This is a genomic window from Azospirillum sp. INR13 (assembly GCF_015390205.1).
Classification (GTDB): domain Bacteria; phylum Pseudomonadota; class Alphaproteobacteria; order Azospirillales; family Azospirillaceae; genus Azospirillum.
The window spans coordinates 23,081-45,517 of the sequence record NZ_VUOI01000031.1 but is presented as its reverse complement, the minus strand read 5'-3'; the positions used below and the strand labels follow the sequence as shown (position 1 = coordinate 45,517).

General features: G+C 68.3%; 19 protein-coding genes and 1 pseudogene. 1 reads left to right on the top strand and 19 read right to left on the bottom strand.

Features of this window, described 5'->3' with window-relative positions; translation table 11 throughout:
- The 13 genes and pseudogenes from F1643_RS18285 to F1643_RS18230 all read right to left on the bottom strand — a co-directional run.
- Positions 1-575: PepSY domain-containing protein (locus F1643_RS18285; RefSeq protein WP_194914644.1), on the bottom strand; the 575-nt coding region annotated here is incomplete at its 3' end.
- Positions 576-595: 20 nt separating this feature from the next.
- Complete coding sequence (locus F1643_RS18280) at positions 596-877, bottom strand: DUF3649 domain-containing protein (RefSeq protein WP_194914636.1); 282 nt, start codon at positions 875-877, stop codon at positions 596-598.
- A complete protein-coding gene (locus F1643_RS18275; protein WP_194914634.1) occupies positions 874-1,611 on the bottom strand; it encodes a DUF4198 domain-containing protein in 738 nt (245 codons plus the stop codon). The genes F1643_RS18280 and F1643_RS18275 overlap by 4 nt, the downstream gene beginning before the upstream one ends.
- A gap of 31 nt (positions 1,612-1,642) precedes the next feature.
- Complete coding sequence (locus F1643_RS23880) at positions 1,643-2,329, bottom strand: TonB-dependent receptor (RefSeq protein ID WP_370540686.1); 687 nt, start codon at positions 2,327-2,329, stop codon at positions 1,643-1,645.
- Positions 2,275-4,125, bottom strand: coding sequence for a TonB-dependent receptor (locus F1643_RS18270; RefSeq protein ID WP_255543005.1), 1,851 nt, complete (start codon positions 4,123-4,125; stop codon positions 2,275-2,277). Before F1643_RS18270 ends, F1643_RS23880 begins: the two co-directional genes overlap by 55 nt.
- Before the next feature lie 291 nt (positions 4,126-4,416).
- Positions 4,417-5,206, bottom strand: a pseudogene (locus tag F1643_RS18265) (SDR family NAD(P)-dependent oxidoreductase).
- 359 nt (positions 5,207-5,565) lie between these two features.
- Positions 5,566-6,720 (bottom strand): alpha-hydroxy acid oxidase, encoded by a 1,155-nt coding sequence (locus F1643_RS18260; protein WP_194914632.1) that lies wholly within the window; start codon positions 6,718-6,720, stop codon positions 5,566-5,568.
- 32 nt (positions 6,721-6,752) lie between these two features.
- Positions 6,753-7,589 carry an IclR family transcriptional regulator gene (locus tag F1643_RS18255; protein ID WP_370540685.1) on the bottom strand — a complete coding sequence of 279 codons (837 nt, stop codon included), beginning with the start codon at positions 7,587-7,589 and terminating at the stop codon, positions 6,753-6,755.
- A 150-nt stretch (positions 7,590-7,739) separates the two neighbouring features.
- Complete coding sequence (locus tag F1643_RS18250) at positions 7,740-8,672, bottom strand: dihydrodipicolinate synthase family protein (protein WP_194914628.1); 933 nt, start codon at positions 8,670-8,672, stop codon at positions 7,740-7,742.
- Positions 8,673-8,722: 50 nt separating this feature from the next.
- A complete protein-coding gene (locus tag F1643_RS18245; protein WP_206692554.1) occupies positions 8,723-10,510 on the bottom strand; it encodes an ABC transporter permease subunit in 1,788 nt (595 codons plus the stop codon).
- A 1-nt stretch (position 10,511) separates the two neighbouring features.
- On the bottom strand, positions 10,512-11,639 hold the full coding sequence (locus F1643_RS18240) for an ABC transporter ATP-binding protein (protein ID WP_194914627.1): 1,128 nt from the start codon (positions 11,637-11,639) through the stop codon (positions 10,512-10,514).
- A gap of 186 nt (positions 11,640-11,825) precedes the next feature.
- Positions 11,826-12,908 carry an ABC transporter substrate-binding protein gene (locus tag F1643_RS18235; RefSeq protein WP_194914626.1) on the bottom strand — a complete coding sequence of 361 codons (1,083 nt, stop codon included), beginning with the start codon at positions 12,906-12,908 and terminating at the stop codon, positions 11,826-11,828.
- Between the two features lie 55 nt (positions 12,909-12,963).
- On the bottom strand, positions 12,964-14,238 hold the full coding sequence (locus F1643_RS18230) for an FAD-binding oxidoreductase (RefSeq protein ID WP_206692553.1): 1,275 nt from the start codon (positions 14,236-14,238) through the stop codon (positions 12,964-12,966).
- Between the two features lie 433 nt (positions 14,239-14,671).
- Here F1643_RS18230 and F1643_RS18225 point away from each other — a divergent pair, with 433 nt between their 5' ends.
- Positions 14,672-15,610: an exonuclease domain-containing protein gene (locus F1643_RS18225; protein ID WP_194914625.1), complete on the top strand. Its 939-nt coding sequence runs from the start codon at positions 14,672-14,674 to the stop codon at positions 15,608-15,610.
- A 674-nt stretch (positions 15,611-16,284) separates the two neighbouring features.
- Here F1643_RS18225 and F1643_RS18220 read toward each other — a convergent pair.
- From F1643_RS18220 to F1643_RS18195, 6 genes are all read right to left on the bottom strand, one after another.
- A complete protein-coding gene (locus tag F1643_RS18220) occupies positions 16,285-16,962 on the bottom strand; it encodes a TerC family protein (RefSeq protein WP_194914624.1) in 678 nt (225 codons plus the stop codon).
- Positions 16,963-17,497: 535 nt separating this feature from the next.
- On the bottom strand, positions 17,498-19,201 hold the full coding sequence (locus F1643_RS18215) for a methyl-accepting chemotaxis protein (RefSeq protein ID WP_194914623.1): 1,704 nt from the start codon (positions 19,199-19,201) through the stop codon (positions 17,498-17,500).
- 206 nt (positions 19,202-19,407) lie between these two features.
- Complete coding sequence (locus tag F1643_RS18210) at positions 19,408-19,821, bottom strand: hypothetical protein (protein WP_194914622.1); 414 nt, start codon at positions 19,819-19,821, stop codon at positions 19,408-19,410.
- A 114-nt stretch (positions 19,822-19,935) separates the two neighbouring features.
- Positions 19,936-20,667, bottom strand: coding sequence for a TetR/AcrR family transcriptional regulator (locus tag F1643_RS18205; protein WP_370540684.1), 732 nt, complete (start codon positions 20,665-20,667; stop codon positions 19,936-19,938).
- 88 nt (positions 20,668-20,755) lie between these two features.
- The gene (locus F1643_RS18200; protein WP_194914619.1) at positions 20,756-21,370 is read right to left on the bottom strand and encodes an N-carbamoylsarcosine amidohydrolase; all 615 of its coding nucleotides are present in this window, start codon (positions 21,368-21,370) and stop codon (positions 20,756-20,758) included.
- Positions 21,367-22,413 carry a 2,5-dihydroxypyridine 5,6-dioxygenase gene (locus F1643_RS18195; RefSeq protein ID WP_194914617.1) on the bottom strand — a complete coding sequence of 349 codons (1,047 nt, stop codon included), beginning with the start codon at positions 22,411-22,413 and terminating at the stop codon, positions 21,367-21,369. Before F1643_RS18195 ends, F1643_RS18200 begins: the two co-directional genes overlap by 4 nt.
- Positions 22,414-22,437 lie beyond the last annotated feature (24 nt).

Below are 22,437 nucleotides of genomic sequence, written 5' to 3'. Positions count from 1 at the left end.
CTGCCCTTGCCGCCGCGGAAGGTGAAGAAATCGACGAAGATCTTCTTGTGGGTGATGACGCCGCTGACGATGGCGACCAGCATGAACATCGCCGCCGCCCCGGCGATCCACCGTCCCCACAGCGCCGGCATGTAGTGGAACTGGAAATGGAAGCGGTAGAAGAAATCGCCGCCCAGCGTGTCGCGCGCGGTCACCTTGCCGCCGGTGGCAGGATCGAAATTCGCTTCCCCGAAGGCCCGCCGGCCACCTTCCGCGTTCCCGGGTGCCGTGCGCCAGAAGGCGTAGACGCTGTTGGTGCGCGCGTCCGGCAGGCGCATGCTCCATTGCGGGCTGCCGGGCACGCTGGCGACCAGCTCGTCGGCGATGCGCTGGGCCACCAGGGCCGGGTCGGGCAGTTCCGCCTGATGGGCCAGCTCCGGCCGCATCCATTGCGACAGCTCGTCCTTGAAGTAGGACACCGTCCCGGTCAGGAACATGGCGTACAGAATCCAGCCCATCAGCAGGCCGGCCCAGATGTGCAGGCCGGACATGCTCTGGCGGAGGCCGCGACCGGCGGGACTCTGTTTTTTCTCCATCTTCACGGGCGCTCTCCCCCTCACCAGACCGACCACGCCGCCGCTGCCAGCGGCGCCGCCGCGACAAGCAGCCCGGCCCAGGCCCGCAGCGCGCTGCGCGCTGCGAAGACCCAGACCACCGCGCCCGCATAGATGGCGAAGCTCGCCAGCATGCCGGTGAGCACGGCCTGCGGCTTGCTCATCGGCAGGGCCAGCGCCGCCACGCTGCCGAGCGCCGCCAGCGCATAGCCGCCGAACAGCGCGGCGACGATGCGCGAGCAGAGCGGCCCGACGCGGCGGGCGCGGTCGACCAGCGGGGTCATTGGTGCGGCGCTGCCGCCGGACCGGCGGGAAGCGGCGCCAGACCGTCGCCATGGGTGTAGGTCACCGTGGTGGCATAGCTCACGGCGTCATAGCGCTCCGTGCCGCTGGTGCCGCTGGTGCCCGGACGCTCGCCGGGGGTGCGGTCGGTCAGGCTGACCTCCGCCACATAGGTGCCCTTCCACGGCAGGTCGAAGCTGACGACGCCCTGCTCGTCGGTGTAGCCCTCCTTGGCCCAGCCGGACTGGGTGACCAGCGACACCTTGGTCTTCGCCTTGGGCTGGCCCTTGAAGAACAGCTTGAAGCTGCCGGGCTGGCCGGCGGGCACCAGATCCAGGGCCAGCTTCGGCTGCTGTTCCTTGAAGCCGGTGATCAGGCGCGCCGCCGGGTGGTACCAGTTGGCGGTCTCCTTCCCGTTCTCCTTGCCGGGATAGAGCGGATAGAGCGGGTCGTCGGCGACGATGCTCTCGCCCTCGCCGGCTTTGAAGGGCAGGGTGAAGCCGGTGGCGGTCTTGGCCGCGTCCGACGCCCGTTCCCCCTTGGCGGAGACCAGCGTGCCGGCCGGCTTGACGAATTTGTCGAGCAGGCCGGGCGACGCCTCGCGCAGGTTCTCGCCGAACTCGCCGAAGCGGATCACCGCATTCTGGCCATCGGGCTGTTCGATCCAGATCTGGTGGGCGTTGGCGGGCATCGCGAGCCCCAGCAGGGCGACGATGGCGATGGACAGTCTGTTCATGGCTAATCCAACTAGATCGGGGAGAGGTAGGTCAGAAATCGGCGGAGGCGGACAGCAGCACCGTGCGCGGCGCGCCGACGGTCACGTAGGTGCCGGTGGTCAGCCAATAGTCCTTGTCGAACAGGTTCTCGACATTGGCGCGGAAGGTGACCGGCGTGCCGACGATGGTGGTGGCATAGCGCGCGCCGATGTCGAAGCGGGTCCAGCCGTCGAAGCGTCGGGTGTTGGCGTCGGTCAGGTAGGAGCCGGAGGTGTAGATCACCCGTCCGTTGAGGGCGAGGCCCTGGACCCACGGGGTTTCCCAATCCAGCCCGGCCGAGAAGGTCTTGTCCGGCACGCCGGCGGCGTCGTTGCCCTGCACCGCGGCGTTGGCGGTGCGCGTCAGCTGCGGGTCCATGAAGGAGGCGCTGGCCATGCCGCGCAGGCCGGGCAGGATCTCGCCATAGACCGACAGCTCCAGGCCGCGGTTGCGCTGCTCGCCGTCATAGGCAAGCTCGTTGGCGGCGTTGCGGATCGAGTTCGGCCGGGTCAGCTGGAACACCGCCGCCGTGGTGGTGATCGAACCCCAATCGACCTTGACCCCGGCCTCGTACTGCTTCGACTTGAAGGGGGCCAGAACCGCGCCGGTGTTGGCATAGCCGGCGCCGACCACGGTGCCGCGCGTCAGACCCTCGGCATAGTTTGCGTAGAGCGAGACGTTGGACAGCGGCTTGACCACCAGGCGGCCAGCGGCGAGGTCGCGCTGGCGTCATAGGTGCCGGTCTGCAGGCCGGTCGCGGTGCTGAAGCTGTCGACATGCACCTTCTGCCGGCGGGCGCCCAGCGTCAGCATCACCCGGTCGTCCAGCACCGACAGGGTGTCGGCCACCGCGAAGCTGGTCAGCGAGGTTTCCGCCGACTTGCGCGCCGAGGTGCGGGGCGCGGTGACGGCCGGCAGCGGCACCGGGTTGTAGATGTTCGACAGGGCGGAGCCGGCCGACTGGATGTAGGCGTTGCCCTCGTCGCGTTTGAAGCCGCTGTAGCCGACATTCAGCTGATGATGGACCGGACCGGTCTCGAAGCGCCAGCGGAGTCCCGCGGTGCCGCTGACCGTGCGGGAATAGGAATCGTAATAGGCGTTGCGGACCGTGAAGTTGCCCAGCGCGTTCACCGCGGTGGTCGAGCTGGGGAAGGTCTGGTCGTTCTCGCCCTTGCGGTAACCGATGCCGGCATAGGCGGTCAGGCTGTCGGTCACGTCCACCTCGATGTTCGAGGCGACGGTGACGTCCTTCTGCACCAGCACGGTGCCGGGATACCAGTTGCTGCGGGCGTCGGGCGGCGAGGGGATGGCGGTGGTGGTCGGCAGGATGCTGATCTGCGGACGGAAATTGTCGGTGTCGTCGCGCTGGCTGATGGCGTCCATCGACCAGCGCAGCCGCTCGCCGCGGTAATCGACCGCCAGGGCGCCCAGGCCGGAGCGCAGGTTGCCGCCGTCGACCGACGCCTCGCCGTTGCGCATCAGGCCGTTGAAGCGGACGCCCCATTCCTTGTTCTCGCCGAAGCGGCGGCCGACATCCAGATGCGCGGCGAGATTGGCGTCGCTGGTGTAGGTGGTGGTGACGCGGGTGAGCGGCTCGTCGCCGGCGCGCTTGGCAAGGATGTTGATGCCGCCGCCGGTGCTGCCGCCGGGGGCGATGCCGTTGACCAGAGCGCCCGGACCCTTCAGCAGTTCGATCCGCTCGACGATCTGCGCCGGCACGCGGTTGGACGACACCAGCCCGAACATGCCGTTGAAGCCGACGTCGCCGGCTCCCACCGCATAGCCGCGGATCTGGAAGGTGTCGTCGAAGCCGTTGCTGCCGGTGGTCAGCCGGACGGAGGCGTCGTTGATCAGCGTGTCGGCCGCGGTGCGCGCCTGCTGGTTCTCGATCAGCTCGGAGGTGTAGTTGACCGTGCTGAAGGGCGTGTCCATGACGTCGCGGCTGCCCAGCAGGCCCACCGATCCGCCGCGCGCCACCTGCCCGCCGGCATAGGGCTGCGCCAATCCGCCGGGCATCATGCCGTTGGCCGTCACCTGCAGCGCCGGCAGGGTCGTGCTGTCCGCGGCTGCGGCCGGAGCAGCGGCGCTCTGCGCGACCACGGCATAACCCGATCCCGCGCGGGCGATCCCATAGCCGCTGCCCGCCAGCAGGCGGCGGAAGCCGTCTTCGACCGTGGTGGCGCCCTTCAGGCCGGGCGAGCTCTTGCCCCGGAGCGCCGCCGGGTCCGCCTGGACCGTGACGCCTGCCTGCGCGGCGAAGCGGCTCAGCGCCTCGCCCAGCGGGCCGGCGGGAATGTCGGCGTTGACGGTGGCCGCCGTCGCCTGGGCATGGGCCGCGGGCGCGAGGAACGCACCGCCCGCCAGGACCGCGGCGGCCAGCCCGGCCGCGACGGCGGCGGGACGCAGGCCGGATTTGCGGGCATCAGGCGCGGCTGATCGGTCGCCACACGGATGGGCGGTGTGGCGGACGGCGGCCTTGCCGCGAACTCGTTTCATGCTGTCGGCTCCCCTGCCAAACGATGCCTTCAGCACGACAGCGGCGACCGGCACGGTTCCCCCCACGCCGGTCCGGATGTCGATGCTAAATTAGCGAATGCGTATCACTCGCACCGATAATGCGAATCGTTCGCACTATAAGCACCGATTCTTGCTGGGCGCAACAGGTGTCTGGCTTCGTTGATTTTTTTCCGAAACATGCCAGTGGCAGGGCCGAAAAAACGGGCGCCGCCGGCTGCAGGTCCGGCGGCGCCCGTCTCAATCGGTGAATGATGGGCGTTGAACTGCGTGTCAGGCCGGCGTTTCGCGGTGGATCTTGAACGGCGACCAGGATTGGCTGACCGGCATGATCTCCACGCTGTTGATGTTGACGTGGCTCGGTAGCGACACCACCCAGCGCACCGTCTCGGGCGATGTCCTCGGGCTGCAGCGGGTTGGCTCCGCCATAGAGCGCATCATAGGCCGCCTTGTCGCCGCCGGTGCGCACCAGGGTGAATTCGCTTTCCGCCAGACCCGGCTCGATGGAGGTGACGCGCACGCCCTTGGCCGACAGGTCGCAGCGCAGGCCGAGCGAGAACTGCTTCACGAAGGCCTTGGTGCCGCCATAGACGTTGCCGCCGGGATAGGGCCAGCTGGAGGCGACGGAGGCGAGATTGACGATCAGCCCGCGCTGCGCGATCAGCCGGTCCAGCAGCAGCCGGGTGATGGTCACCAGCCCGGTGACGTTGGTGTCGATCATGGTGCGCCACTGGTCCAGGTCGCAGTCCTGCGCCGCACCCGTGCCCAGCGCCAGCCCGGCATTGTTGACCAGGACGGAGATGTCGGCGAACTCCGCCGGCAGGGAGGCCAGGGCGGCGCGCGTCGCCTCCTCGTCCCGGATGTCGAAGCACAGCGGATGGACCACCGCCGGCCCGCCCAGCGCCTCGACCAGGGCGTCCAGCCGGTCCCGGCGCCGGCCGGTGGCGACGATCCGCCAGCCTTCCGCCACCAGCCGCCGGGCGATGGCATCGCCGAAACCGGACGTGGCGCCCGTGACGATGGCGGTTTTGGCCGGGGCGTTGTTCGGGGCGATGTTCGACATTGTCCGATCTTTCCTCATGACGTTGGAGGCATCCGATTGATGCGCCACACTATCACAGCTTCGGGAAGATCTCCCTCTCCCCCCGGCTACGGGATGCGCAGATCTCGCCTTTGCGAAAAGGTATGCAGTCTTGCATTGAGAAAAGCCCCTCTCCCGCAAGGGGAGAAGGGCTGCTCGCCACCGGAAGGCGCATTTTTTCGTGGATGCGAGATCTGTGCATTTCCGTAGCGCGAAGGCGGGGATCCAGGAAACTGCACGGTCCAGCAGCTTGGTCGGCTGGATTCCCGCCTTCGCGGGAATGACGCCTGAAGAAGTCGTTCAACTCTGGCGGGTTGCCGGAATTGGCTTATGCGACTCCCCTACTGCTGGGCAGAGGGGAGCCCCCGCAACTCCGCGACCGTCCGGCAGCCGAGCAGGGCCATGGTCCGGTCCAACTCGTCCTGCAGGATCGCCAGCGCGTGTTCCGCGCCCGCCTGTCCGCCGGCCGCGAGTCCGAACAGCGGCGCCCGGCCGAGCAGCACTGCCGCGGCGCCGGCCGCCAGCAGCTTCGCGGCATCGCTGCCGCGCCGCACGCCGCTGTCGGCCAGCACCGTCATCCGGTCGCCGACCGCGTCCATGATCCGCGGCAACACCGCAAGCGGCGAGGGCGCGCAGTCGAGGTTGCGCCCGCCATGGTTCGACACCACGACTGCCTCGACCCCGGCGTCTGCCGCGCGCAGCGCATCCCCCGGTGCCAGCAGGCCCTTGAGGATGATCCGCCCCGGCCAGCGGCGGCGCAGCTCGGCCACATCGTCCCAGCTGACCCGGTCGCACAGCCGGATCGGATCGTGCGCGGCGGCGTCGGTGATGCGGGTGCGGAACTGCGGCGGGTAATGGGCGTATCCCGGCCAGCCGCCATCGGCCAGCAGGCGCAGCAGCACCCCGCCCGCCCAGGCCGGATGGCGCGCCACGTCCAGGGCGCCGCGCAGTGACGGCACCACCGGCACGTTGAAGCCGTTGTGTCGGTTATACTCGCGTTTCGGCGAAACGGCGGTGTCCACCGTCAGGATCAGCGTGTCCACGCCGCAGGCGGCGACCCGGTCCAGCAGGGCATGGGTCAGGCTGCGGTCGCGCCAGACATAGAGCTGGAACCACAGCTCGGCCCCGGACTTGGCGATCCTCTCGATGCTGGTGATCGACTGGGTCGAGACGCAGAAGGGGATGCCGGCCGCGCAGGCGGCCCGTGCCAGCAGCACCTCCCCGTCATAGCGGACCAGACCGGCGGCGGCGGTGGGCGCGATGACGAAGGGCAGGGGGCGCTCGCGGCCGAACAGCGTCACGCCGGTGTGGCGCTCGCCGCAATCGACCAGCACCCGCGGCGTCAGTTCGGCCTGCCCGAAGCTGTCGCGCAGGCGGCGCAGCGCCGATTCATCCTCGGTGCCGCGGTCGATGTATTCGAACAGGCCGCGCGGCAGGAATCGGCGGGCGCGCCGGCGCAGCTCGTCGATGTTCAGGCACGCCTGATGGGCCGCCATGGGGTCAACCGCCTCCTGTGCGGGGTGGGGCGCTATCGGGAATAGCTGCCGAACTTGTGGACGGAGATGGAGGCCGCCGCCACCTGCACATGGCGGGCGAGTTCCTGTTCGACCTGCTCCGGCGTCCAGCGCGTGGCGGGGACGGAGATGCTGAGGCCGGCCACCGCGCGGCCATGCTCGTCGGTGATGGCGGCGCCGACGGAGATGTCGCCCATCACCGTCTCGTTGACCAGCAGGGCATAGCCCTTCTCGCCCGCCTCGCGCACGCGGGCGCGCAGCCGGTCGGGATCGCAGACGGTGAAGGGGGTCAGCGGGCGCAGGTCGGTGCGGGCCAGGATCTCCTCCCGCTCCTCCTCCGACAGGCGCGACAGGATGGCGGTGCCGGACGCGGTGTAATAGGCGGGCAGGCGGCTGCCGACCATGAATTCGATGTTGACCAGATGCTTGCCGGGGAAACGGGCGACGAAGACGATCTCGGCGCCGTCCAGCTCCTGCAGGTTGGTGGTCTCGCCGACGCTGCGGCTGATGTCGAGAAGATAGGGAAAGGCCTTCTCGATCAGCTCGTTGGCGCGCAGGTAGTTGTAGGAGAACTGCAGCAGCTTCGGCGTCAGCGCATAGTTGCGCGTGCCGTGGACGCGGCGCAGATAGCCCAGCACCTCCAGCGTGTAGACCAGCCGCTGCGCGGCGCTGCGGTCCAGGTTGGCGGCCTTGGCGATCTCCGACAGCGGCATCTGCCGGTGTGGCCCGTCGAAGGCATGGAGGATCTGGAAGGTCTTCTCGGTCGAGCCGACGAACAGCGAGGACTCGCGCGGGTCGGCCTTCTTCGTGTCCGGCTCCGCTGCCGCTGCAGCCGGGCCTGTTTCCGTCACGGACTCTTGCGCCTTCGGCGTCCGTCCTGCTGTCCGCGTCATCGGCAATCCCCAAGACTTCTTCATCCGGCCGGGCCGTGGCCCGGCGCCTCCGCGCCAACGCATAGCATCCGGCGGACCGATTGCCACGCGTCGCGCGGTTGCCACCGATCATACCGGCTGGGCGGCCGGCATTCCCTCGTAAGTCACGAGCAGGCGCGACAGCTCGCGCCGCAGTGCCCGCTTCAGCGGCTCGGCCGGCTCGCGCAGCGGCGCCAGCATCGCCGGGGCGTTCACGCCGATCAGGTCCATCACCGACTTCATCGGGCCGGGATTGGTCTCGGCGAAGGCGAGGTTCATCATCGGGATCAGAGTGCGGTGGATCTCAAGCGCCTTGTCCAGCTTGCCCGTCGAGGCGAGGTCGTGGATCAGCCGCCATGCCCGTGGCAGCAGGTTGGCCGTCACCACGATGCCGCCCTTGGCCCCCGCCGCGACCTGCAGCGGGAACAGCGTGTCCTCGCCGCTCAGCACCGCGAAGGACGGGTCGACCCCCGCCACCGTGCGCAGGAAATGGTACATGTCGGTGTTGCAGGCCTTCATGCCGACGATCCGCTCGTGCCGCGACAGCTCGTGCAGGATCTCCGGATCGATGGCGATGCGGGTGCGGTAGGGGATCTCGTAGATCAGGATCGGCACCGGCGATTCGTCGGCATAGCGCAGGAAATAGTCGCGGATGCCGGCCTGCGTCGGGTTGGTGTAGTAGGGGGTCAGCACCAGCAGCCCGTCCACCCCCGCCGCGGCGAAATCGCGGCCGGCCGACAGCGCGTCGTAATAGCCGGTGTCGAGCACGCCGGCGATCACCGGGCCGCGCTTCTCACCCGCGCCGGCCATCGCCTCCACCGAAAGCTCGGCGAAGCGGATGCGCTGGTCCTTCGCCAGCGCGCCATACTCGCCGGTGCCGCCGAGCGGGACCAGACCGTCCACCCCCTGTCGGAACAGCCAGGAGAACAGCGCCCGCGAGGCCGCGACGTCGATGGTGCCGTCGGCTGTCACCGGCGTCGGGGTGGCGGGCAGAATGCCGCGAAGCTTCGTGGCGTCAAACATATCGGATCCTTGGAAGAAGCGGGTGGTGATAAGCGGTTGCGGAACCGGTCTCAGCTGGCGAGGCTGCGCCGCCGCAGCCGGTCCGCGACGTAGATCAGGGTGGCGACGAACAGCAGCAGCCCGGTCGACACCGCCGCGATGACGGGGGAGACCTGCAGCGTCACCTCGTCCCAGAACTGCTTGGGCAGCGTGGCGCTCAGCCCGCCCGAGGAGAACAGGGAGATGGTCAGCTCGTCGAAGGAGGTCGCGAAGGCGAACAGGAAGGACGACAGCATGCCGGCTCCCAGGATCGGGAAGGTGACGTGCCGCAGCGCCGCCAGCGGCCGGGCGCCCAGGCTCTGCGCCGCAAGGTCGAGCCGGGTGTCGTAGTTGCGCAGCACCGCCATCATCGTCATCACCACATAGGGCACGGCGACCACCGTGTGGCCGATGACCAGCCCCAGCACGGTGCCGACGAGGCCCATCTGGGCGAAGACGTAGAACATGCCGACGGCGATGATCATGCGCGGCACGACGATGGGCGACAGGATGAAGGCCAGCATGGCGCCCTTGCCCCGCATCTGGCCGCGCACCATCAGGAAGGCGGCGGGAACGCCGATCGCCATCGACAACAGGCCGGTGCCGAAGGCCACGACGATGGAGCGCCACAGCGCCTGCATCCAGATCGGCGAATCCAGCAGCTGCTGGTACCATTGCAGCGTGAAGCCCGACGGCGGCCATGCCAGCCCGCCCTTGCCGAAGGACAGCGGGATCATCAGGAAGGCGGGCAGGCTGATCAGCACCAGCAGCAGCCAGACGAAGGCGGTCAGCGCCACCGGCTTTTCGGACCGGCCGCGGATGGGGTGGCGGCGCGGCAGCATGCCGATCAGCGCATCGCTGGCCGACCCGAGCGCCGCCAGCACGCGCCCGCCCAGCCGCCGCATGGCGGTGTCGCGGTTGCGCACCACGGCGCTCTCCCCGGTCAGCGACGCGAAGCCGAAGACCCGGTCGTACAGCACGAAGACCACCAGCACGACCGTCAGAAGCAGGACCGAGATGGCGCCGGCCAGCCCCCAGTTCAGCGTCTGCTGCACCTGATCGATGATCAGCTGGGTGATCATCGTCTCCATCCGGCCGCCCAGCAGGGCGGGCACGATGAAGAAGCCGATGGCCGACACGAAGACCATGATCGCCGATGCGGCGACGCCCGGCAGCGACAGCGGGAAATAGACGGTCCAGAAGGCGGTGCCGGGGCGGGCGCCCAGCGTGCCGGCGGCGCGCGGCAGGGTGCGGTCGATGTTCTCCATCACCGCCAGCATGGTCATCACCGCCAGCGGCAGCATGGCGTGCACCATGCCGACCAGCACGGCGCCGAAGCCGTAGAGCAGGTCGGCCGGGGTGTCGATGATGCCCAGCGACATCAGCGTGCTGTTGATGACGCCGTTGCGGCCGAGGATGACGACCCAGGCGAAGGCGCGCACCAGGAAGCTGGTCCAGAAGGACAGCAGCACCCAGAAGATCAGCCGGCTCTTCGCCGGCCCCTTGGCGATGGAGATCAGGTAGGCGACGGGATAGGCCGCGACCACCGCGACCAGCGTCGTCGCCAGCGAGATCTTCAGCGTGATCCACAGGACGGTGACGTAGAGGCTGGAGGCGAACAGCTGCGCATAGGGCGCCAGGGTGAAGCCCTGCCCGTTGTGGACGCTGAGCATCAGCAGCTGCCCGACCGGGAAGACCAGGAAGGCGACGAGCAGCAGGACGAGCGGGGCGCCCATCAGCACCGGCTTGCGCCAGGCGGGCGGGGGCGAATGGCGTTTGGCGCCGGCGGCGCGGGTCATGGCCATGGACTGTCCGCTCATCTCACGCCGTCCCCGCCGCACGGGCCGCATCGGCGATCACGTCGGCGATCACCACGGCGTCGCGCCCGCTCCAGGACAGCGTCAGCACGTCGTCGATGCGCACCGCGTCGGCCTCGTTGCGGGTGGGGAAGGCGGCGACCAGCGGCGGCAGGTCGCGGTCGAGCGGCTGCATGTAGACCTTGGTCAGGCTGCCGGTGACCATCACCTCCGACACCCGGCCCTGTAGGCCGTCGGCGGCGTTTGCGGCGTTGCGGACGACCGTCAGGTTCTGCGGCCGCACCATCACGCGCACCTCGGCACCCGGCGGCAGGTCGTTGCCGTTGGCCAACGCCCGGCCGGGAACGCCCAGCGTGCCCAAGCGGACCTCCACCTCGTCGCCGCTGCGGTGGCGCAGGGCGGCGGGCAGGATGTTGGATTCGCCCAGGAAATCGGCGACGAACAGCGAGCGGGGACGGAAATACAGGTCGGCCGGCGTGCCCAGCTGTTCGATCCGCCCGGCATTCATCAGGCAGATGCGGTCGGACATCGTCATCGCCTCTTCCTGGTCGTGGGTGACGTAGACGACCGTCGTCCCCATCTCGCGGTGCAGGCGCTTGATCTCCAGCTGCATGTGCTCGCGCAGCTTCTTGTCGAGCGCGCCCAGCGGCTCGTCCATCAGGATGATCGACGGCTTGTAGACCATGCAGCGGGCGAGCGCGACGCGCTGCTGCTGGCCGCCCGACAGCTCGCGCGGGTAGCGGCCGGCGATGTGCGGCAGATGCACCATCTCCAGCGCCTCGCGCGCGCGCCGCTTGGCCTCGGCCGCCGCCACCTTCCGCATCTTCAGCGGGAAGGCGATGTTCTCCTCGACGGTCATGTGCGGGAACAGCGCGTAATTCTGGAACACCACGCCGATGTCGCGCTCATAGGGCGGGGCGTAGGTGACGTCCTGCGACCCGATGCGCACGCTTCCCTCGTCGGGCGGCACCAGCCCGGCCAGCAGGCTGAGCAGCGTCGTCTTGCCGGAGCCCGATGGGCCGAGCAGCGTCAGGAATTCGCCGTCGGCGACGACGAGATCCGTCGGGGCGAGCGCCACGAAGTCGCCGTAGCGCTTGGCAAGACCCTGGACGGAAAGGCTGGAAGAAGACATGCGCGCCTCCTCGCGAAGGGGGTGGGGCCGAAGGGGGTGGAATGGGGTGGGGGTAGAGCCTATTGCCCCCTCCCCGACCCTCCCCCACCTTTTGGTGGGAGAGGGAGTCAGTCGCAGCGCGGCGGAGTTCCCTCTCCCACCAAAGGTGGGGGAGGGCTAGGGAGGGGGCAAAACCGAGGCTTCGCCTCAGCTCAGCAGCCAGGCATTGTAGCGCTCCAGACCCTTCTGCTGGTTCTTCAGCCAGTAGTCGGCGTTGATCTGCACGCCGCGCTCGATGTTGGCCGGGAAGGTCGGGCAATCGGCGGCGATCTTGGCGTCGATGTGCTTGAAGGCGTCCGGCTGGGTGACGCCGGCCGGGAAATACTTCACCAACTCGGCCTGCCGCTTGGGGTCGGAGGCGAACTTGATGAACTGGCGGCAGGCGTCGGCATTGGGGGTGCCGGCCAGGATCGACCAGCTGTCGAGGCCCCAGATGTTCTGGTCCCAGACGATGCCGACCGGCGCGCCGGCGGCGATGGCGGCCTGCGGACGCGACACCCAGGTCGGCACCATGTCGACCTCACCGGACAGCAGCATCTGTTCGACCTGCGCGCCGCTGGTCCAGAACACCGAGATGTCCTTCTTGATGCGGTCCAGCGCCTTGAAGGCGCGGTCGAGGTCGCAGGGATAGACCTCGGCGGTCGGCACGCCGTCGGCCATCAGCGCCTGCTCGATGGTGTCGAACGGGTGCTTGCGCAGGGCGCGGCGGCCGGGGAAGTTGGCGACGTCGTAGAAGTCCTTCCAAGAGGCCGGCGCCTTGCGGCCCTTGAAGGCCTCGGTGCGGTAGGCCAGCACCGTGGTGTAGACGTTGGTGCCGACGCCGTATTCCGACATGTACTGCTTGGGGATCGAGGCGACGGCCGGGTCGGCCTCCAGCCCGTGCTTCTCCAGCAGCGGCTTGTCGCCGCCGGTCAGCATCAGGATGGCCGGCTGGCTGATCTTGGCCATGTCCCAGGTGTAGGACTTGGCTTCCACCATCGAGCGGATCTGCGCCGTCGGCTCGGCATTCGCCTGGACGCCGATCACCTCGATGCCGGTCGCGGCGGTGAAGGGTTTGTAGAACACCTCGCCATAGGCCTTGGTGTAGATGCCGCCGTCGTCGCGCACGACGATCCGCTTGTTCTGTGCGCGCGCCGGGCTCCAGATCGCCGGCATGGCAAGCGCGGAAGCGCCGACGGCGCCGGCTTTCAGCAGGGTGCGGCGGGACCAACCGGATTGGCGGATGCTCATGTCGGAACTCCTCTTGGTGGGCCGGAACGGCGGAAGAATGGAAGGAAAGGGGGACTCAGCCCGGCGGCAGCAGGCGGCCGGGATTGAAGATGTTCTGCGGGTCGAGCGCCTGCTTCACCGCGCGCATCAGCGCCAGTTCGGCGGCGGGCTTGTAGCGCGCCATCTCGCCCAGCTGGACGCGGCCGACGCCGTGCTCGGCACTGAAGGTGCCGTTCAGGCGGGCGGCCTCGTCGTTCACCGCATGGCGGATGGCGTTGGCGAGCGCCTCGCGCTCGGCGAACGCATTCCAGATGTCGAAGGTGAAGAAGGGGATGAAGTGGACGTTGCCGTCGCCGAGATGGGCGACGACGATCACCGGCAGGTCCGGCACCAGCGCCCGCACGGCGGCGGTCGCGGCATTGATGAAGGCGGGCACCGCCGACAGCGGCACCGCGCAATCGGTGGTCAGCCCGACGCCTGCCTTCTTGTTCGCCTCCGAAACGCTGTGGCGCACCTCCCACAGGGCGTGGCGCTGGGCGTCGCTGGCGGCCAGCGCGGCGTCGGTCAGCAGCCCGTCGCCGAAGGCGTCCTCCAGGATCAGCTGAAGCTCCATGTCCAGCGCGTCGCCGTCGCTGTTGTCGGACAGCTCGATCAGCACATGCCAGTCGGCCGGCGTCCCGATCGGGCTGCGGCGGCCCGGAACCTGCTCCACCACCAGATCGAGCTGGAGGCGGTTGATCATCTCGAAGGCCGACAGCCGGGCGCCGCAGCGTTCCTGCACGCGGGTCAGCAGGGTCAGCGCGTCGGCGGGATCCGCCATCCCGACCCAGGCGACGGCATGGCGCGTCGGCAGCGGGTGCAGCTTCAGCGTCGCCGCGGTGATGATGCCGAGCGTCCCCTCCGACCCGATGAACAGGTGCTTCAGGTCGTATCCGGTGTTGTTCTTGCGCAGACCGTAGAGGCCGGACCAGATCGTGCCGTCGGCCAGCACCACCTCCAGCCCCAGCACATTGTCGCGCGTGTTGCCGTAGCGCAGGACCGAGGTGCCGCCGGCGTTGGTCGCGATGGTCCCGCCGATCTGGCAGGAACCTTCCGCGCCCAGGCTGACCGGATAGAGCCGTCCCGCCGCCGCCGCCGCTTCCTGCACGGTGGCGAGCACGCAGCCGGCCTCGACCTCCATCGTGCTGTTGACCGGGTCGATGCCGCGGACCGCGCGCATGCGCGCCAGATTGAGGATGACCGGGGCCGGCCCCGTCTCCCACGGGGTGGCGCCGCCGCACAGGCTGGTGTTGCCGCCCTGCGGCAGCAGCGGAATCCCGCGCCGCGCGCAGCAGCGCACCACCGCCGCCACCTGTTCCGCATTCGCCGGCCGGACAAGGCAGAGCGCCGGCCCGCGATAGCGCCCGCGCCAGTCCTCCGTCGCGCCCTCAAGGTCGATTTTGGATGTCAGAACGGGCGTCGGCGCCGATCAGGCCCGACAGCTCAGCGATCACGTCCACACGCGATCTCCTTGGTCTGCATGGTGTCCGTCTCTGTAATCGTTATTCGATTACATCAACTGAAATATGATACTCCGTGATTGGTGCGCCAACAATCCACTTTTTGCATAGAGACCGAATTTTTGGTTAGGCATCGAAATATCAGGAGCGGGAGCGATGGATGACCGGATCGGACGAACCGCCCGCACTGCGACGGCAGGGACTCTCGACCTGCGGTGGCGGACCGGCCTATAGTCCGGGACTTTGTGATGTGGCAGGGCCGTCCTGCCCCCGGGGCGAGAGTTCATGAGCCGTTTGATCGATGCAGTGCTTGCCCGTCCGTCGGCGGCGGCGAGGCCCGTCCGGGCGCAATCATCCGCCCGCCGTTTCGTCGTCATCGACTGCGAGACCACCGGGCTGTCGACGGCCGGGGGCGACCGCATGGTCAGCTTCGCCGCCATCGAACTGGCGGAGGCGACGCCGACCGGCCGCTGTCTCAGCCTCATCTTCAATCCGGGGCGCAAGTCGAACCCGCATGCGCTGAGGGTGCACGGGCTGCCGGATCACCTGCTGCGCCACCAGGATCCGTTCCACAGCGTCGCCCGGGACGTCCGCGCCTTCCTGGAGGGAGCGGTGCTGGTCGGCCACAATGTCGGCTTCGACATCGAATTCCTGCGGCACGAGTTCCAACTCTGCGGCATCCCCTGGGCGCCGCCCCAATCGGTCTGCACGATGCATCACGCCAGGGGGCAGGTTGCCGGGCGTGTGTCGCTCGACGCGGTGGCGACCCTGTTCGGCATCGATGTCGGCATCCGGGCGCGCTTCCACGGCGCCTTCGTCGATGCCGAGATCACCAGCCGCCTGTTCCAGAAGATGATGCTCGGCAGCGCCGACATGCTGGCGGTTCCCCATCTGGCGCCGACCAACCAGATCGACCCGCCGCCGGTGGTCCGGCAACCTGCCACCCCGATCACCCACGGCATTGCCGGTTATGCCTTCGCCGTCACCGGAGAGTTGACCGGCCTGTCGCGCGAAGCCGTCATGGCCCGCATCCTGGCGCTGGGCGGAAGCTGGCATCACAGCGTCCGCAAGGACACCGACTATCTCGTCGTCGGCCACGCTCCCGGCGCCACCAAGCTGGACACCGCCGCCGCCCGGCGCGCCAGATACGGCAAGCCCGACACCATCGACGAGGCGCAGTTCTTCGCCATGGTCGCGGCCTCCGGCGGCGGGAGGCGCGGGTGAGGGCAGTATAATCGCATATGAAGATCGTGTTCCTTTGCAAGAATGCCGGTCATCCCCGCCTTCGCACTACGGCATGCACAGATCTTGGATCGACATTAAGTCTCTGGAACCAAAGGAAATTTGCGTCATCCCCGCGAAGGCGGGGATCCAGGGTTTTCCAAGCAGAACCAATGGGCAAGCCTGGATCCCCGCCTTCGCGGGGATGACACTGAAAGAAGTGCCTAACCCCTTGGGAAACGGGCAAAGCCCTCAAAGTTAGCGCCTATGGGCCTTCGCGGGAATGGCGGCCGAATAAGTACCGTGATGCCCTGGGTGACCGCAGGCAGGCGCTTGATATGCGAATAATAATCGTTATCATGCAGGCATTCGAACGCACCTTCAGCGGAAGCCAACTGCCAGCCTCGCGTGCCTGAACGTCAGCCACCGTCCTTTTTGCCCCAATAGTCGATAAGCATCTGCCGGATGACCCGATGAACCCGCAAAAGAAAAAGGCCGCTGCCAGGACGGCGCGGCCTTTAGTTCAGGTTCGGGAGGAAACGATGAACCTGGAGAGACCATAAGGCCCTACAGATTAACGCACTGTGAATGGCCTCACAGGTCTGTGCCTATACTACTTTATTGCAATGGCTTCGAATCGGCTGGTGGTTCCAGCCGGCGGGTGCGGAAGGCTGCGATCAGACAAGCGCCATCTGCCGGAGAACCTCGTTGCTGCCGCGCCAGATCATGTCGAGGGCGACATAGGTGATGATGAGCAGGCCGACCCAGCCGATCCAGCGGTGCTTGTGCAGCACATGGGCGATCATGTTGGCGGCCGCACCCATCAGCACGACCGACAGCACCAGACCGATCACCAGGATGGTCGGGTGCTCCTTGGCGGCGCCGGCCACCGCCAACACGTTGTCCAGCGACATCGACACGTCGGCGACGACGATCTGCCAGATGGCCGCCCCGAACGTGGTGGCTCCGGCCGCCGCGACGGCGGCATTGCCGGCAGAACCGGCGGTGGCGACGCCTGTGGAATCGGGCATGCTCATCGCCTCGTCGGGGGCGATCTCGTCCTCGCCATGGCTGCGCAGTTCGCGGAACATCTTCCAGCATACCCACAGCAGCAGCACGCCGCCGGCCAGCGTCAGGCCGATGATCGCCAGCAGCTGCGTGGTGATGAGGGCGAAGAAGATGCGCAGCACGATGGCCGCGGCGATTCCCCAGAAGATGACTTTGCGGCGCTGGGCCAACGGCACCGCGGCGGCGGCCATGCCGACGACGATGGCGTTGTCGCCGGCAAGCACGAGGTCGATGGCGATAACCTGAAGCAACGCGGCCAGCGCGTCGGCCGTGAACAGATCGGTCATATGGTGCTTTCCTCTTACATCGGGCAAGAGAGTGGCACCCAAGGGAGCCGATCCGGACATACGGAATGAACGCTGCCGGCAGGCACGGGTCGGGGCCACTCTGAACGTCTTTCCAGTCCGACATCACAGTTCGACGAACTGTCAGAGGGGCCCGGCCTGGCAGGGCCGACCTTTAGACGAACGGTCCGCACATGACAATTGCGGTTTGGCTGCAACGGCCATGCAGCGGGCGGCGTTCGGCGCGGAAAGGCTCCCGGCCGCAAAACGGCTTTTTCATCCCGTGCTTAGCGGCCGCCGCCGGTAGTGATAGAACCTGATGGACCCCCTGTGTTTCATCCGGCGGAGGGAAGACATGGCCCGGTGGCCGCGGTCCACTCGTCCTTCTTCCGAAACAATCGAGCGAAGCCGCCGTTTCCGCGGCCTGGACCCGGCGTTGCGCATCCATGCAGCCGGCGGATGGAACAATGAAACAGGCCCGGAAAACCGTTCCACGGCGTTTCAGACGTTCCATCCGGGGCCGGTCCGGATCCCCGCGTCAGGCCGTGCGGACCTCGCCGATGAAGGCCTGGATCCGCTCGCGCAGGCGGTCGGAGTCGCGGGACAGGCTGTCGGCGGCGCCCAGAACTTCCCCGGCCGCCTGTCCGACCTGCCCGGCGGAGCTGCTGACCGCGGCGATGTTGCCGGTCACCAGCTGGGTTCCCTGTGCGGCCTGCTGGATGTTGCGGCCGATCTCCTGGGTGGCGGCGGTCTGCTGTTCCACCGCTGCGGCGATGGCGCCGGCGATGGAATCGACGTCGTTGATGGTGCGGCCGATGGTCTGGATCGCCGTCACCGTGCCATCGGTCACCGTCTGGATTTCGGCGATCTGGCTGCCGATCTCCTCGGTCGCCTGGGCGGTCTGGGTGGCGAGCGCCTTCACCTCCTGCGCCACCACGGCGAAGCCCTTGCCGGCCTCGCCGGCACGCGCCGCCTCGATGGTGGCGTTCAGCGCCAGCAGGTTGGTCTGGCTGGCGATGTTCTGGATCAGGCTGACGACGTCGCCGATCTTCTGCGCCGCCTGGACCAGTCGGGCGACCAGGGCGTTGGTCCGCTCGCCCTCCTCGACCGCGTTGCGGGCGATGGCGGCGGCGGCGTTGACCTGCCGGCCGATCTCGCCGATGGAGCTGCCCAGCTGTTCCGACGCCGCGGCGACGGTGGCGACGTTGGCGGAGGATTGCGCCGTGGTGACGGCGACGGTGGAGGCCTGCTCCGTCGTCTGCGAGGCGATGGCGGTCATGGTCTCGGCATTGCCGCGCAGATGGCGCGCGGCCGATGCCACCGCCTGCACCACGTCCTGCACGTCGGCGTCGAAGCGGTCGGCCAGCGCCCGCATGGCGGCCTGCCGGTCGCGCTCGGCCTGCAGCTTCTGCGCCTCGCGCTCCTCCTGCAGGCTGCGCATGGCAAGGCCGTTGCTCTTGAACACCTGCAGCGCGCGGGCGAGCAGCCCGACCTCGTCCCGGCGCGCCGCGCCCTGGATGTCGACCGCGAGGTTGCCGTCGGCAATGGCCGTCATGTCGGCGACCAGCCGGTGCAGCGGCCGGACGACGAAGGCCACGATGATGGAGCCGAACAGACCGAAGGCGACCAGCAGGCCGGCGCCGGTGACCGCATACAGGCGGGTCATGACGCTGGAGGACAGCGCCAGCGCCCGCTCCTCGGCGCGCTTGGTCTCTTCCAGGCTGTGGTCCACCCGCTCCGACAGCGCCAGGGTCAGCTTCTGCCGGACTGGGCGGCCGACGTCGATAGACACGCGGATCGCGCTGTCGGTGTCGTAGGCCCGCGCCAGATCCACCGCCTTCTGCGACACCCGCTCATACTCGCCGACGATGGACTTGATGCCGGCGATCGCCTCGCGGTCGGCCGGGGCGTCATAGGCCGCGGCCAGCCGGTCGATGGCGGCCGTCGCCTTGCCGATGTTGTCCTTGTAGGTCGCGAAGGCGGCGTCGATGCGCTCGCGCGTTCCGGCGACCAGCGCGTTGGACTCCGCGTCCATCGCGTCGCCCATGGCCGACTGGATCGCCAGCGCCGCCGACAGCCGCCCGGCCACCACGTCGGTCACGCGGCTGGTGGAGGCGGTCAGGTCGATCAGCGCCGACCGGGCGGTCCAGACCACGCTTCCCATGACGGCAAGCAGCAGGACCGCCGGGATCAGCAGCTTATGGACCAGTTTCCGGTCGGAAAACCAGCGGTGCAGGGCCATGGCGTATCTCTTTCCGAGGATATGAAGTGGGCCGAGTGGGGGCTTTCTGCCCAAGGCAACCGGCGGCAGCGGGAGCAGGAAATCCCCGGCCCGAATAATTGCTATACGATTGCATTGACTGAAATATGATAGACAATAGTTTGTGTCCGAACAAACAGTTTTTCTTGCCGGCCGTGTGGCCGACACCGGCAAATTGTGTCCGGGTGCTACTCCAGCGACGCCATGGTGGTCGCGTTCGGACAGATGCGGCCATGGTCCTCGCGGGTGCCGCCGGCCAGCAGCCGGGCGCAGGCACGGGCCTTGCGGCAATGCATGCATACCCGCGCAAGGTCGTGCATGACGTCACCTTGCTCGGCCTCCAGCGTGGCGCCGTCGAGGCCGTGCAGGGCCAGTGCGGCCGGCAGCAGGCTTTGCACATGGCCGCCGCGGGCAAGGGCCGGCAGGTCGCTCTCGGTCAGCCCGGCGTCCTGCAGCACCGCCTTGCGGTCGAGCGGTTCCAACGCCGCCAGCGCCTGCATCTGACGCCCGCCGCGCCAGCGCGCCAGCAGCGACGCGCACCAGCCGCCGGCAATGGCGCTGCGGGAGGGGGCGGCGGCGGATGTGGGGAAGGAGTTCGGCATGATCGGCACCCTCTAATTGATCGACCGATTAATAAGGCCGCAACAGGGGGTGGAGATGCCTTGATGCAGATCAGTTTTGGGCGTGACGGGGAAGGCGAGGGGGCCGGAGCCCCCTCAGGGTGCAGGAGCCAGCATGCCGGCGGTGACGAAGCTGGTGATCGCCTTCAGGATCTCCTCCGGATCGTCCAGGTTGACGATGCCGGGCGCCATCTCCTCCAGCCGGTGGGTGTCGGAGAAGGCGTAGAGATAGGCGCCGATCATCAGCGTCATCCGCCAGTAGACGTCCTTTTCCGACAGTTGGGGCAGGGCGTCGCGAAGGGTCTCGGTGAACAGGCGGGTGGAGGTCTCGTAGGCCTCGTTGCGCAGCTTGTAGGAGATCTCCGGCGGTTCGGTGTGCAGCCGGGCCTGCAGCCGCATGAAGGTGCGGCCGGCCGCGGTGGAGCGCATCGACAGGGCCGGCATCAGGAAGGCGCGGACGATGTCCTCCACCGCCGGGGGCTTGCCGCTGCGGCGCAGCTCCTCCAGCCGCTGCATGCGGTCGTCGGCGATCTGCCGCCCGCGGCGCAGGAAGACCTCTTCGAACAGGCCGTATTTGGAGCCGAAGTAATAGTTGATCAGCGCCTGCGTCACCTGGGCGGCTTCGGCGACGTTGCGCAGGCTGGTGCCGGCATAGCCGAGATTGGCGAACTCGATCTCCGCCGCGTCGAGGATCTCGTCGCGCACGTTGCTGACGCCTTCCGGACGGCCGGGGCCGGCCCGGCGGCGTTGCGCCGGGCGTCCCCTCTTTGCCGCCGTCTCCGGATGTGCCGTCTCCGGTTCCGGTGCCGCCTTGGACTGTGAACTCACTGATTTCATGGCATCCGCGGAGGAATCGTCCCTGTCGCCGACACGTATACCATCCTTGGGCAAGGGCGCATCCACTCCTTTCACCCCGTTACAGCGCCAGCACACGCTCTGCGGGTACGACGTCGCCGTATTTCTGGGCGATGTCGAACAGGTTGGCCTCGTGCGGGGCGATGGCCCGGTCGCCGACGCAATCGGACAGCACCACCGGCCGGAAGCCGTGGCACATGGCGTCCACCACGCTGGCCCGCACGCATCCCGAGGTGGTGCAGCCGGCGACCAGCAGCGTCTCCACCCCCTTCTGCGTCAGCCAGGGGGCGAGGCCGGTGCCGAAGAAGGCCGACGGGTTGGTCTTGCGCACCACCAGCTCGCCGGCGGCCGGCGTCAGCTCCGGGACGATGGCGCTGGCCGGGGCGTTCTCCGTCAATGTCAGCATGCCCGGCACCTTGATCGAGAAGACCGTGGCGTCCGCTCCGTCGTCGGCGTAGACGATGCGGCTGTGGGCGACCGGCCAGCCGCGTTTGCGCGCCTCCTCCAGCACCGTCACCGTGCGGGCGATGGCGGCGGGGATGTTGCCGCCGCCGAACACCGCCGGGTCGGCGAAGCCGTTGACGAAATCGACGATCAGCAGGCCGATCCGCCCCTGGATGCCCAGCGATTGGCCGAAGCCCTGGCGCTCGTAGACCGCTTGCGTCGGCTCGCTCATACCACGGACTCCTGTTCGAGAAGGCGGCCCTCACGGACCACCTCGCGGCCGTCCAGCCGGACGGTGCAGTTGCGCATGGGAATGTCGATGTGGCAGGCGGTGGTGCGCGATCCGCCTCCCTCGTTGTTCGGCCCCATCGAGAACAGGAAGTTGCCGGCGAAGGCGCGGGCGTCCATGCCGATGGTGTTCTCGCGGTCGTACAGGCCGAGCGTCGACCAGCGCGCCCGCTTCTGCAGGCCCCAGCCGACATGGGAGACGGCATAGGCCTCCGGATCGTCGAAGACTTCCATGTAGTCGTTCAGCAGATCGGCATCCATCCCACCGGTGATCGCGGTGACATAGCCCTTCTCGACGATCATCTCGATGCGGTCGGTGACGTAGGACTTCATCGGCAGCAGGATGTCGCCACGCTCCAGCACGACGCGGCCTTCCGCTTTGCCCTCGTTGGGAAAGGTCAGGCCGAAGCCGCTCGGCCAATGGTCCCAGCGGCCGGGTTCGTCGACGAAGCCGTATTCCTGGATCGCCGGGAACTCGCCCAACGGCAGCCGCAGCTCGGTGCCGGCGGCCGAGGTGACGGTCATCTCCTTCGCCCCCGCCAGCAGGGCGGCGGCCTCGCCGACGCGGGCCTTGTCCTCCAGGCTGGGCAGCAGGCGGACCAGCACCTCCGGCGGTTCGACGGCCAGCAGGATGCGGGTGCCGTTCTCCAGGATTTCCGCCTGTTCGGGCGAGAACAGCAGCGTCATCAGATCCAGCACGATGTCGCTTTCCTTCAGCGCTGCGATGGCGGCGCGGTTCCCGGTCAGCGGCGTGGTGCCGAGATAGGCCAGGCTGTCGCGGCTGTGCGCGAACTCGGCGTTCATCGGCGGCAGGTCGAGCCGGTTCACCACCGCCCCCATCATCCCGGCGGCGATCCGCGCGGTCTGCAGGGTCTGCGGGTGGGTGTTGGCGCTGGTCAGCAGGGTGACCGTGTTGCCGGGCTTCAGGTTGGACAGGGTGAGGACATGGGTCCAGGCGCGGACCATGTCGGCATCGCTGACGGACATCGCGGGGGTCCTTTCTGTTGGGGG